At 73.2% G+C, this 12,346-nt stretch carries 11 protein-coding genes; 3 read left to right on the forward strand and 8 right to left on the reverse strand.

The features are described 5' to 3' along the window. Positions 1 to 6 precede the first annotated feature (6 nt). Complete coding sequence (locus tag ACFPIJ_RS01420) at positions 7 to 1,347, reverse strand: hypothetical protein (RefSeq protein ID WP_380112684.1); 1,341 nt, start codon at positions 1,345 to 1,347, stop codon at positions 7 to 9. A gap of 171 nt (positions 1,348 to 1,518) precedes the next feature. Here ACFPIJ_RS01420 and ACFPIJ_RS01425 point away from each other — a divergent pair, with 171 nt between their 5' ends. Next, positions 1,519 to 1,857 (forward strand): PadR family transcriptional regulator, encoded by a 339-nt coding sequence (locus ACFPIJ_RS01425; protein ID WP_380112685.1) that lies wholly within the window; start codon positions 1,519 to 1,521, stop codon positions 1,855 to 1,857. Between the two features lie 21 nt (positions 1,858 to 1,878). Here ACFPIJ_RS01425 and ACFPIJ_RS01430 read toward each other — a convergent pair whose 3' ends face one another. From ACFPIJ_RS01430 to ACFPIJ_RS01460, 7 genes are all read right to left on the reverse strand, one after another. Beyond that, on the reverse strand, positions 1,879 to 2,580 hold the full coding sequence (locus ACFPIJ_RS01430; RefSeq protein WP_380112686.1) for a permease prefix domain 1-containing protein: 702 nt from the start codon (positions 2,578 to 2,580) through the stop codon (positions 1,879 to 1,881). A 49-nt stretch (positions 2,581 to 2,629) separates the two neighbouring features. Beyond that, on the reverse strand, positions 2,630 to 4,447 hold the full coding sequence (cydC, locus tag ACFPIJ_RS01435) for a thiol reductant ABC exporter subunit CydC (protein ID WP_380112688.1): 1,818 nt from the start codon (positions 4,445 to 4,447) through the stop codon (positions 2,630 to 2,632). Continuing rightward, positions 4,444 to 6,141, reverse strand: coding sequence for a thiol reductant ABC exporter subunit CydD (cydD, locus tag ACFPIJ_RS01440; protein ID WP_380112689.1), 1,698 nt, complete (start codon positions 6,139 to 6,141; stop codon positions 4,444 to 4,446). The genes cydC and cydD overlap by 4 nt, the downstream gene beginning before the upstream one ends. Before the next feature lie 15 nt (positions 6,142 to 6,156). Continuing rightward, complete coding sequence (locus tag ACFPIJ_RS01445) at positions 6,157 to 7,116, reverse strand: cytochrome d ubiquinol oxidase subunit II (protein ID WP_380112690.1); 960 nt, start codon at positions 7,114 to 7,116, stop codon at positions 6,157 to 6,159. Continuing rightward, entirely contained in the window at positions 7,113 to 8,363 is a 1,251-nt protein-coding gene (locus ACFPIJ_RS01450) for a cytochrome ubiquinol oxidase subunit I (protein ID WP_380112691.1), read from the reverse strand. The genes ACFPIJ_RS01445 and ACFPIJ_RS01450 overlap by 4 nt, the downstream gene beginning before the upstream one ends. Before the next feature lie 116 nt (positions 8,364 to 8,479). Continuing rightward, positions 8,480 to 9,016 (reverse strand): ACT domain-containing protein, encoded by a 537-nt coding sequence (locus tag ACFPIJ_RS01455; protein WP_380112692.1) that lies wholly within the window; start codon positions 9,014 to 9,016, stop codon positions 8,480 to 8,482. Positions 9,017 to 9,059: 43 nt separating this feature from the next. After that, positions 9,060 to 9,845 (reverse strand): ACT domain-containing protein, encoded by a 786-nt coding sequence (locus tag ACFPIJ_RS01460; protein ID WP_380112693.1) that lies wholly within the window; start codon positions 9,843 to 9,845, stop codon positions 9,060 to 9,062. A 218-nt stretch (positions 9,846 to 10,063) separates the two neighbouring features. On the opposite strand from ACFPIJ_RS01460, the gene ACFPIJ_RS01465 reads away from it, so the two are divergent. Continuing rightward, positions 10,064 to 11,101, forward strand: coding sequence for a phosphotransferase family protein (locus ACFPIJ_RS01465; protein ID WP_380112694.1), 1,038 nt, complete (start codon positions 10,064 to 10,066; stop codon positions 11,099 to 11,101). Further along, entirely contained in the window at positions 11,101 to 12,312 is a 1,212-nt protein-coding gene (locus ACFPIJ_RS01470) for an acyl-CoA dehydrogenase family protein (protein ID WP_380112695.1), read from the forward strand. Before ACFPIJ_RS01465 ends, ACFPIJ_RS01470 begins: the two co-directional genes overlap by 1 nt. The last annotated feature ends 34 nt before the right edge of the window (positions 12,313 to 12,346 follow it).

Raw genomic sequence — 12,346 nt, forward strand, 5'->3', positions numbered from 1 at the left:
GAGCGCTCAGATGACCAGCAGCCCGTCGGTCTGCGCGCTGTGCGTCATGACCGACAGGGCCGCCGGCACCTCCAGGAACGGCAGGTGCGGCAGGTCGTAGGGGTGCATCCGCAGCACCTGCGTGGCGTGGTGGCCGGGCACGACCCCGGCCGGGTAGGCGCGGGCGCACCGCCGGTCGACGAGCCCGTGCCGGGTCGCGAAGTCGGCGACCGCCTGCCACTCCTCCAGGTGCGCGACCGTCGGCAGCGGCATCCCGGGCGGCTCGGCGAACACGTCGACCGACGCGAACGGTTCGCTGCCCGCCAGCCACCACGTCAGGCACCGCACCGCGGAGCGCAGCGGGTGCTCGCACCAGTACGGCACCAGCCCGGCCCGCAGCACGTGCCACGGGTCGAGGAGCCGGCCGCACTCGACCACGAGCCGGCTGCCGGGGCGCCCGCCGGTCCGCAGCCACTGCCGGTACAGGTCCGCGACGGCGCCGCTGAGGACGTCCGGGTGCCGGTACAGGACCTGGCGGACCGGGTGGCCGTGGGCCGAGCCGTACCGGCGCAGGTCCTCGACGAGTCCCCGGTCGACGGCCCGTTCGCCGTCGCTGTCCTGGCGGGGCGCCCGGCCGCGCAGCGACCGCTCGTCGCGGTAGTCGCCGGGGCCGAGCCCGCTGGCGCGGCTGCCGAGCTGGTAGGAGTAGCCGTCGTCGCCGGGTGACGTCTGCCAGCGGCTGACGTCCCGCACGACGACGACGGGTGCGTCGGGGTGCAGCCGTTCGGCCACGAACCGGCGGTACGCGGCCGGCAGGCGCCGCCACCGCACGACGGCGTACGCGGTCGCGGCACCGGACCAGCCGCGCCACACCGGGTCGTACACCTGGCGGACCGCGACGTCGGGGTTGCCGTCGAGGATGTCGCGGGCGAAGCGCTCACCGTCGGCCGCGGGGCGTTCACCGGCAGCGACCTCGGGGGTCGGCACCTCGAACGCGACCGGCAGCCACGGCACGCCGAGCGCCATCGCGAGGTGGACTGCGGCGCCGTGCGGTGAGCCGACGACGAGCCCGCCGTAACGGCCTTCGGGGAGCTGCCCGACGAGCCACCTGGCGACGTCCTCGGCATCGAACTCCCGGCGGGCGTGCCGCCCGGTGCTGCCGGTGCCGCCTGTGCTGCCTGCGCTCCCCGCGCCGCTGCCGGTGACCCGGCCGGCCCGGTCCATCGTCCACTGTGGAGTGGCGACGGCCGGCCTGGCGACGCCCCGGCGGTAGGCGAGAGCCCGTCCCGAGGCGATGGCGAGTGTGGTGCCCAGTCCGTTGGGCCACAACGACTCGACGTCCTGCGTGGCCTCGACCCGCCGCCTCATACCGCTCCTCAACTTCCGGGCCCAACCACCGGTCACCCGACAGCGCTCCTTCCCATGTCGGCCGCCGGTAAACCCACCCGCGGAGAAGGGCGCCGCGGCGCCGGCACCGCAACACCGGCACCGCAGGCCCCTCATGGCGTCGCGAGCTGCGAACCCGTAGACTCGCTACACATGAAGGCGGACGCGCTGCGCGGGCATCTCGACGCACTCCTGCTCGCGGTGCTGGACGGCGAGCCCCGCCACGGCTACGCGATCATCGAGGCCCTGCAGGAGCGCAGCGGTGGTTCGCTGACGCTGCCGACGGGCACGGTCTACCCGGCGCTACGCCGCCTGGAGCGCGCGGGATACGTGGAGAGCGCCTGGTCGACGGTCGGCGGCCGGGAGCGCCGCACGTATCGGCTGACCAGCGCCGGCCGGAAGGTCCTGGCCGAGGAGCGTTCGGCGTGGCAGGAGTTCACCGCCACGATCGGCGCGGTGCTGCTCCCCCCGCCCGCGACCGCCACGTCCTGATCCGGATCAGCAGAGGGCCGTTCAGCCGGCCACAGCGCGCAGGCGGGGTTGCCGGGCGACGGAGACGCACCGGACGGCCAGCAGGCCCGCATAGCCGAACGCGGCGGCGTTGACGGCGATGCCGATCAGCACCGGCGGCCACGTCGCCGCCGCCGGCCACTGGCGCAGGCTCAGCACGAACACGCTCGCGCCCAGCAGGGCGTGCATGCCGAGGAAGACCACGGTCGCCTGACCGACGAGCCGCGCGTACTGCAGGCCGTCACGCAGGAACCGGCTGCCCCAGCCGAACCCGACCACCGCGAGCCCGGCGGCCCCGGCGGCGAGAAACGACGTGTACTGGAAATGGTCGACGAGCACCCAGTAGACGTGGCTGGCCCGCTCGTCCGTGCTCCACGAGGTGTCCCACCACATGAGCGGCTCGAGCAGCGTCATGACGGGCAGGACGAACGCGATCCACATCGCGGTGCGGCGGCCCTGGAGCGTGGCGAGCTCGGCCTGATACCCCGGCACGACCTGCCGGTAGGTGCCGAACTCGGCGACGGCCCGGCGCTGCGCGTCGAGCGGGTCCTGGCCCGCGTCGGCATACGCCTCCGCGGCGTCCAGGAGGCTGTCACGCGCCTCGGTGACCATCTCGTGCCGGTGCCGGCGCGGCCCCCGGAGCGCGCCGGCCAGCCCGTCGACATAGCGGTCGATCGGGCCGGAACCATGTGAGACCCCGTCCACCCGACAAGGTTCCCACACCCGGCTCCACTGCCGTCAACCTGTGCGGCCGTCAACCTGTGCGGCCGCCCTCGACGTGGACGACCCGGTCGAAGCTGCTCAGCTCCGCCGCGCGGTGGGTGACGACGACCACGGTCCGCGCGCCGGCGGCTTGCAGCGCCGTGTCGAGGACGGCGTCGGCGGCGGCCGGGTCGAGGCCTTCGGTCGGTTCGTCCAGCAGCAGCACCGGCGGCGGCGCCACCAGGGCCCGCGCCAGCAGCAGCCGCTGCCGCTGCCCGCCGGACAGTTTCCCGCCGTCCTCGCCGACGATGTCGTCGAGCCGGTCGGCGTAGTCGGGGAGGCCGGCGTCGGTGAGCGCCCGCACCAGGTCGGCGTCCTGGCACCCGGACCGGCCGAGGACCAGGTTGTCGCGGACGGTCGTGTGGAACACGTGCGCGTCGGCGAACACCCCACCGGCGACCCGCCACGCCTCGACCCCGTCGGGCCTGCCGTCGACGGTGCCGGCGGCGAGGGGTACCCGCCCGGCGATCACGGCGAGCAACGTCGACTTGCCGGATCCGCTGGCGCCGACGACCGCGACCCGGCTCCCCGCCGGCAGCTCGAGGTCCACGTCGACCAGGGCGGGCGGCAGGTCGGCGCGGTACCTGACCGTGACCCCGCGCAGCACCAGATCCACCGGAGTGTCGAGCGGGCCGACCGGCGCCACGTCGCCGGCGGCAACACCACCAGCGGCACGGTCCATGGCGGCACGGCCACCGGCGGCGGGCGCTGCGGCCGACGCGGGCACCGGTCCGGTGGGCGCCGCGGCCAGGGCAGCGGAAGGGGCAGCCGCCGGGGCGGCGGTGGCGATCAGTTCGCGGACCCGGCGGAGTCCCCCGCGGAGTTCGGCGTGCCGGACCGCGGCCGCGGCGAGGGGCACGACGACCTCGCCGACGCTGAGCGCGACGAGCGCCAGGACTGCCGCCGCAGTCCGCCCGTCGACCAGGACCGCGATCCACACCGCGACGGCGGCGGGGATCATCGCGGCAGCCCCGCCCACGACCGCGGCGACGGTGGCGGACCTGGCTTCGAGGGCGGCGAGCCGGCGGCTCCGGTCGGCGGTGTCGGCGAGGGCGGCGGGCAGCGCACCGTACGCGACGAGCTCCGCCACCCCCTGCACCACGTCGACGGTCCCCGTCGTCAGGTCGCCCCGGGCGGTCGAGATGGCCGACGCCGGCGCCGCGGTGCGCCGGTGCCCGGCCCACGGCAGCAGCACCCCGGCGACGAGCAACCCGGCGAGCAGGACGAGCCCGGCCCGGGGGTCGACGGCGGCGACGCCCGCCACGCCGGCGAGCCCGACGACCGCGGCGACCCCGGCCGGCAGCGCACCGCGCAGGACCGCGTCCTGGACCCCGTCGACGTCGGACACGACCCTGCTCAGCACGTCCCCGGACGACGAAGGCACGTCCCCGGAGGAAGAAACGGGAGTAGAGGAAGAAGCGGGAGCGGAGGAAGAAACGGGAGCGGAGGGGGAAGCAGCGGGAGCGGAGGTGACAGCGCCGCCGGCCGGGGCGGCGAGCGCGCTGAACGCCCGGGTGCGCAGGTCGGCCAGGACGCGCAGGACGGCGTCGTGGCCGGCGAGCCGTTCCGCGTACCGGAGGCCGCCCTTGACCAGTGCGAACCCCCGCACCGCCGCGATCGCCACCGCGAGCGCGGCGAGGGGTGGCTGGTCGGCGGCCCGGACGAGCATCCAGGTCGCGGTGCCGACCAGGCCGATCCCGGCGGCCTCGGTGAGGACGCCGAGGAGCCCGGCGAAGACCAGCCGGAGCAGCGCACCGGGCCCGAAGAGCCGCACCTGCCGGGCGGCGGGCACGGTGGTCATGGCGGTCATGCGAACACCACCGCCCCGGTGAGGGGCGCCGCGACGCCGTCCTTGATCTCGACGACCCTGGTGGCGACGGACAGCATCGCCGGCCGGTGGGCGACGAGCAGGGCGGTGCGGTCGGCGGCGAGCCTGGCCGCGGCCGCGATCACCGCCGCCTCGCTGGCCGGGTCGAGCCGGGCGGTCGGTTCGTCCAGCAACAACAGATCAGCGCCCCCGGAAGCGCTACCCGAAGCAGGACCCGGAGCACCGCCGGAAGCAGGACCCGAAGCGCCGCCGCGCAGCCAGGTCCTGGCCATGGCGAGGCGTTGCCGCTGGCCGCTGGACAGGCCGTGGCGGGTGAGGTCGGTGTCGTACCCGTCCGGCAGGGCCCGGATGAACGCGTCCGCGTCGGCGGCGACGGCGGCCTCGACGACGTGGTCGTGCGGGGTGGCCGGGGCGCCCAGGCGGATGTTGTCGGTGACGGTGCCGGCGAACAGGTGCGGGCGTTGCGGCATCCACGCGAGCCGGGCCCGCCACGCGGTGAGGTCGAGGTCGGCGAGGTCGACGCCGCCGACGAGGACCCGGCCGGCGCTCGGCGTGACGAACCCGAGGACCAGGGCGAGGATCGTGGACTTGCCGCCGCCGCTGGGCCCGACGAGCGCGACCCGGTCCCCGGGTGCGACGTCGAGGGTCAGGTCCCGAAGCGCCACCACGTCGCCGTAGCGCACCTCGACCCGGTCGAACGCGAGGCCGGCGAAGCCCGGTGCGGGGAGGCGGGGCGCTGTCCGTGCCGGCGGAACAGGAGCGGACTCGAGCACTTTGAAGATCTCCGCGGCGGCCGCGAGTCCTTCCTGGCTGGCGTGGAACTTGGTGCCCAGGGCCCGCAGCGGCAGGTAGGCCTCCGGCGCGAGCAGCAGCACGACCAGGGCGGCGGTCAGGGTCAGCTTCCCGTCGAGGAGCCGCAGGCCGACGGGCACCGCGACGAGCGCCACGGAGACGGTCGCCACGAGCTCCAGGACGAGCGCGGACAGGAACGCGAGACGCAGGGTGCGCATGGTGGCGACCCGATACGCGTCGGCCATCGCCCGGACCCGGCGCACCTGGGCCCGCTCGGCGCCGAAGGTGCGCAGGGTCGGCAGGCCGATGACGGTGTCGAGGAAGTGGCCGCCGAGGCGCTGCAGCAGGTGCCACTGGTGTCTGGTGCGGGCACCGGTCTGCCAGCCCACGAGCGCGCCGAAGACCGGGATGAGCGGCAGCGTGACCCCGACGACGATCGCGGACCTGAAGTCGGTGAACGCGAGCCAGCCCAGGGCGCCGAGGGGGACGGTGACGGCGAGGAACACCTGCGGCAGGTACGAGGCGAGGTACCCGTCGAGCCCGTCGACGCCGCGTCCCGCGAGGGTGGCGAGCTCGCCGGCGCGCTGCCCGGCGAGCCAGCCGGGGCCGCGGGCGGTGGCGGCGCCGAGCAGTTCGGCCCGCAGGTGCGCCTTGACCTTGGCGGTGGCCCGGCCGGCGGCCGCGGCGGCGACCGCGCCGTGCACCCCCCGCAGCGCCACGAACGCGAGGCAGGCGGCGACCGTCAGCACCGAACCCGAACCGGACAGGAGGGTGGCGAGGCTGACGGCCTGGCCGACGACGAGGATCGCGGCCAGGACGGCCGAGCCGGCCAGCACCATCGCGTAGTGCCTGACCGGCCCGAGCCGCAGCAGTCTTCTGTCCATGAACGTCCGCGCGCCCTACCAGTAGAGGGGGGTGGGCTGACTCTCCCGCCGCCGGAACAGCCACCAGCAGGAGACCTGCACGGCGACCAGCACCGGCAGCAGTGGCGCCGCGCCGATGGCGAGCAGCCGGAGCGTGTCCGCGCCAGCGGCCGCGCTGTCGACGGTCACCGTCGCTCCCGGGTCCATCGTGGACGCTAGCACGCCCGGGTACCTGGCCAGGGCGACCGTGATCACCGGTAGGGCGCACGCCACAAGCGTGGCCGCGAAGGCCCGCCAGCCGCTGGTGAACCTGGTCGCGACCAGCGCGGCGGCGGTGGCCAGGACCAGGGCCGTGGCGAGGATCGGGTTGCGGATTCCGGGTGGGTCCTGGGTGTACCAGACGGCGGCCGCGACCAGGACGCCGCCGGCGCCGACGGGTGCTGCCCAGGTCAGTACTCTCGTGGCGATTCCCTGCCACGCCAGATACGCGGCGCCGTTGGCCACGACGAGGATCACGTTGACCAGCGCGGTCAGCCACACGGCGGGGCTGGTCAGTGGCGCGAAGCCGTGCACGTGGCCGTCAGCGGTCATCGGTACCCCGTGCAGCACGACACCGAGCAGCAGTCCCCAGCCGACGGCGAGCGCGAGGGCACCCGCGGTGATGAGCGCGTCGAACCCGCCGGTCCGGGTGCTCCGGCCGCGCAGCTGCACGCCGGTGTTGAGGGCGATGAGGCCGAGCACGATCGCGATGACGACCGGGTACGCGGCGCCGAACAGCTCGCCCTCGAGCCGCGGGAACGCGGCGACGAGGACCCCGACGGCGCCGACGATCCACACCTCGTTGCCGAGGAACCGGGGCCCGACCGCGTTCAGGGAGGCCCGCCGTGACTCTGGTCGCTGGAACGGCAGCAGCAGCGCGACGCCCTGATCGAGCCCGCCGAGCGCGAAGTAGGCCATGAAGAGCAACCCGAGGATGGTGTACCACAACGCGCTCATACGAAGATCTCCTCGCGCTCGGGCAGGGGCTGGGGCAGGAACTCGTCGCCCGGCCCGCGTCTCGCCTTGCGGGCCAGCAGCCACCAGTCGACCGTGACGAGGACGACCACGAGCGCGGTGAAGCCGACGGTCGAGGCGAGCAGCACCCCGTCGCTCATCGGTGACACCGCGTCGGCGGTCTTGAGCAGCCCGTAGACGGCCCACGGCTGGCGGCCCTCCTCGCGCACGATCCAGCCGCAGATCGCGGTGAGGAACGGCACCGGGATGAGGGCGGTGAGCAGCCACAGCATCGGCCGGGCCCAGCGCCGTTTGATGATCGTGTCGCGGATCGCGAGGACGCGCGCGGCGAGCAGGACCAGGAACAGCAGGTTCGCCACCATGATCATGACGCCGAGCGCGACGCTGACGATGCCGCTCGGGATGTAGTCGCCGGGGCCGAACCTCGCCACCATCTCGGCCTGCCGCTCGACGGCGTTCTGACCGCCGGCCAGCTTGGTGGGCTGGTTGTCGGCGAGCGGGCCGAACTGGGCGTACCCGAAGCCCATGGTGAAGAACATGCCGACCAGCGCGGTGTGCAGGCCGGTCCGCAGCGACCGGCGGAACAGCTCGGCGTTGTCCTGGACCCGGCGGCGCAGGTGCCAGGCACTGACACCGGCGACGAACATGCCACCGGTGAGCATGGCCGCGAAGACGGTGTGTGCCAGGGCGAACCACAGGGCGCTGTTGGTCAGCAGCGCGCCGAAGTCGGTGAGCCGGGCCGTGCCGTCGCTGTCGAGCACGTAGCCGACGGGGTGCTGCAGGAACGAGTTGGAGACCATCACCCAGAACGCGGACAGCAGCGCGGTCGCGGCGACCGCCCAGATCAGGGCCAGGTGCAGCTTCTTGTTGAGCCGACCCCAGCCGAAGAGCCACATGCCGAGCAGCGTCGACTCGAGCACGAACGCGATCAGGGTCTCCAGCGCCAGGGGCGCGCCGAACACGTCGCCGGTGAGCCGGGACAGACCGCTCCAGTTGAGCCCGATCTCGAACTCCATGACCAGGCCGGTGGCGATGCCGACGGCGTAGTTGATCGCGTACAGGGAGCCCCAGAAGCGCGCCGCCCGGCCGTACGTCTCGTCGCCCGTGCGCACGTACTTCGTCTGCGTGGACGCGACGAAGAAGACCAGGCCGAGCGTGAGCGCGACGAAGAGGAAGTGCAGCGATGCGGTGGCGGCGAACTGCCACCGCGCGAGGTCCAGCGCGTTCATAGGTTGGCCCCCGACATGTACCCGAACAACATGTCGGCAGCCTACAGGTATAGATGGCAAAAAGCAGCGCTCGTCCTCCGCCAAGGACGAGCGCTGCTGAGAAAGGTCTCAGGGTTCTATGCTGCCGTGTTGCGCCTTCCCGCCACCTGGGCGAGGCCGACCAGGGCGTGGGCCCGGGCGTACTCCGCCGGCGTGAACGGCGGCGCGGGACGGCGGACGTACAGCGTGCCACCGGCCGGATCCTGCAGCTGCATGCCGGTCGCCGTGTAGCCCTCCGCGCCCGTGGACGAGTCCGCCCGCCAGGAGATGTCGCAGTCGCCGAGCAGCGACGCGATCGCCTCCTCCAGGGTCGCGGTGCCGTCCAGGACCTTGCCGGCCAGGGCGAGCACGCGGGTCGGCTCGTCGATGAGCCCCCGCACGTCGGCCTGGGCGATCCACGCGTCCCGCCCGCGACCGCGCCGGACGGCCTCGGCGAGGTCCGCGGCGCTCAGCTCGTCGGGCGCCTCGACGAGGAAGTCGTCGACCGCGCCGGACTCGGTGGTGTGCACCTGGACGGAGAGGATGTTGACCTTGCGCAGCGCGAGGCTGGCGGTCAGGACGGAGAGGAAACCGGGACGGTCGTCGACGGTCGCGCGGATACGCCAGAGGGTCATTCGGGGGGCTCCTTGCTTGTGGTGCAGCCTGGGCGGCAGGGTTTCAGGCAGCCCAGGAAGAAGACGCAGCGGCGTTTGTGCCGGCGGGAGCGGGGGTTCCGGCAATGGAACTCCCCGCTTTACCCAGCTCCGCCAAGCCGGGCCCCGCCAGCCGTTCCCCCAGCACAGATGCGGTTGCACCGACCAACTGCGCCAGCCTTGCCACTTCGGAACCGTGGAAAGGTGGTGCTCCAGCGTCGCCGTCCGCCCCGCCGCGGGCGACAACAAGGACCAGACCTCCACGCTGAAAAGGCGCGACAGCAAGATGAATGCCGTCAGCTGCGCTGATCGCGCGAGGTCGGAGTGGTGCGATGTCCACCTGTGGGGGGACATCCGGAGTGCGCCAGCTGGCGCAGATCACCGAGGAATCAGACCATGCCTGTGCACGCGCGCCGCCGCCCGCCCAGTCCGATCCGACCAGGATCGCAACCGCCCAGTCCGCGCCGAACAGTGCCGGTGCCGCGTCGACGACCGTTGCCAGGCCGTTCTGCGGGTTTGCCGCCACCTGTCCGATGAGCGCGACCTCGCGGCCACTACTCGGCTCCGACAGCTCCGTGCCGCGCCACACACCGTCCACGCGAACGCCTGGGATCGCCGCGAGACCGGTGAGAACACGGTCGACAGGGGCCGAAGCCGGCCATACCACGGTAAGGTCGTCCACCGCACGGCCACCGACGCGTTCCAGTACAACGACCGAAACGATGTCGGCACCGACCACACCCAGCGTCCGGGCAACCTGCCCGAGTGAGCCGGGACGGTCGGGCAGCGCAACTCGCAGCCGTAGCAGCATGAAGTCGACCTCCCGTTCGTCCTTTGGCTGAGTACGCCGCCGTTGGTGTACGTCACTTGCTCTCCGGTACTGCCATAGTCTGCCCACCGCGGATTTCCGTGCCGTTTCGCCGCAGTGTCGATGCCGGAACGTCTCAGCGCCCGCAAAAACGGACATTGACGGTGAAAAACCTCGCTGGGTGCTTGACAGAGAACGCGTCTCACCCATGGACTGGCCGTATGAGCACCCCGCCCGGTCTCGACATCCCCCGTCTCACGGCGTACCTCCAGGACAAGGCGCCTGGGCTGGTCACCGAGCCGCACGGCGGTGAGCTCCGGGCCGAGCTCATCGCCGGTGGCCGGTCCAACCTGACCTACGTGGTCAACGAGGTCTTCGTGCTGCGCCGCCCGCCGCTCGGGCACGTCCTGGCCACCGCGCACGACATGGCCCGGGAACACCGGATCATCTCCGCCCTCGGCCCGACGCCGGTGCCCGTGCCCGACGCGCTGCTGCTGTGCGAGGACCCCGACATCATCGGCGCGCCGTTCTACCTGATGTCGCGGGTGCCCGGGGTGGTGCTGCGCAGCCGCCGGCAGACCGACCCGCTCGGCGACGAGGCCCGCCGCGAGGTGGCGTTCGCGATGATGGACACCCTCGCCGTCCTGCACCGCGTCGACCCCGCCGAGATCGGGCTCAGCGACTTCGGCCGGCCCGAGGGCTTCCTGGAGCGCCAGGTCCGGCGGTGGTCGAAGCAGCTGGCGCAGTCGACGAGCCGGGACCTGCCCGACGCGGCGGTGCTGCGGGACCGCCTCGCGGCCGGCATCCCCGCCTCCGCCACGACCGCGATCGTGCACGGCGACTACCGGCTCGACAACCTCATCGTCGACCCGGAGACCATGCGCGTCGCGGCGGTCCTCGACTGGGAGATGGCGACCCTCGGCGACCCGCTCACCGACCTCGGGCTGCTGCTGGCGTACTGGACGGTGCTCGACCGGCTCAAGACCGGCGCCAACCCGATCGCCGACGGGCTCGGTGCCGACGCCGGGTTCCCGTCCGGCGACGCGCTGCTCGACCGCTACGCCAAGACCAGTGCCGCCGACCTCGGCGACCTGCACTGGTACGTCGCGATGGCCTGCTACAAGCTGGCCGTCATCCTCGAGGGCATCCACTTCCGCTACACCAACGGCCAGACCGTCGGCGCCGGCTTCGACCAGATCGGCGCGCTGGTCCCACCCCTGCTCGCGCAGGGGCTCACAGCGATCAACGGAGAGAGCTGATGGACTTCAACTTCGACGCCCGCACCGGCGACCTGCACGAGAAGCTCACCGACTTCATGCAGGAGGAGGTGTACCCGGCTGAGCCCCGCTTCGAGGAGGAGATGGCGCGGCTCGACGACCCGTGGGCCCGTCCCCCGGTGATCGAGACGTTGAAGGCGTCCGCCCGCGACCGCGGCCTGTGGAACCTGTTCCTGCCCGACGACCGCTTCGGCGCCGGCCTCACCAACCTGCAGTACGCGCCGCTCGCCGAGATCACCGGCCGCAGCCCGCACCTCGCCCCCGAGGCCTTGAACTGCGCCGCGCCGGACACCGGCAACATGGAGGTCCTGTCCGCGTTCGGCTCGCCGGAGCAGCAGGACCGGTGGCTCAAGCCGCTGCTCGAGGGCCAGATCCGCTCGGCGTTCTGCATGACGGAGCCCGACGTCGCCTCGTCCGACGCGACCAACATCGCCACCCGGATCGAGCGCGACGGCGACGCGTACGTCATCAACGGCCGCAAGTGGTGGTCCTCCGGCGCGATGAACCCCAACTGCACGATCTTCATCGTCATGGGCAAGAGCGACCCCGGCGCCGAACGCCACCGCCAGCAGAGCATGATCCTCGTCCCCCGCGACACCCCCGGCGTCACCGTCAAGCGCGGCATGCACGTGTTCGGCTACACCGACGCGTCGCACGGCGGTCACGCGGAGGTGGAGTTCACCGACGTTCGGGTCCCGGCCGACCACCTCATCGCCGAGGAGGGCGCCGGGTTCGCGATCGCGCAGGCCCGGCTCGGTCCCGGCCGCATCCACCACTGCATGCGGCTCATCGGCGCCGCCGAGCGGGCGCTGCAGCTCATGTGCGAGCGGGTCAGCGAGCGGGTCGCGTTCGGCCGTCCCCTCGCCGAGCAGGGCGTGGTCCGCGACTGGATCGCCGAGTCCCGGGTCCGCATCGAACAGGCCCGGCTGCTCGTGCTGAAGACCGCCTGGCTGATGGACACCGTCGGCAACAAGGGCGCCCACACCGAGATCCAGGCGATCAAGATCGCGGTGCCGCAGATGGCCGAATGGGTCATCGACAAGGCGATCCAGGCCCACGGCGCGGCCGGCGTCAGCCAGGACACGCCGCTGGCCGCGCTCTGGGCGTCGGCCCGGACGCTGCGCCTCGCCGACGGCCCCGACGAGGTCCACCGCGCCTCCCTCGCCAAGCGGGAGCTGCGCAAGTACAGCTGAGCCCGGCTCTGCGGGCCGCGTGTTCCGGACAGCG

Origin of the sequence: Dactylosporangium cerinum (genome assembly GCF_042653625.1) — a bacterium.
Lineage (GTDB): Bacteria > Actinomycetota > Actinomycetes > Mycobacteriales > Micromonosporaceae > Dactylosporangium > Dactylosporangium cerinum.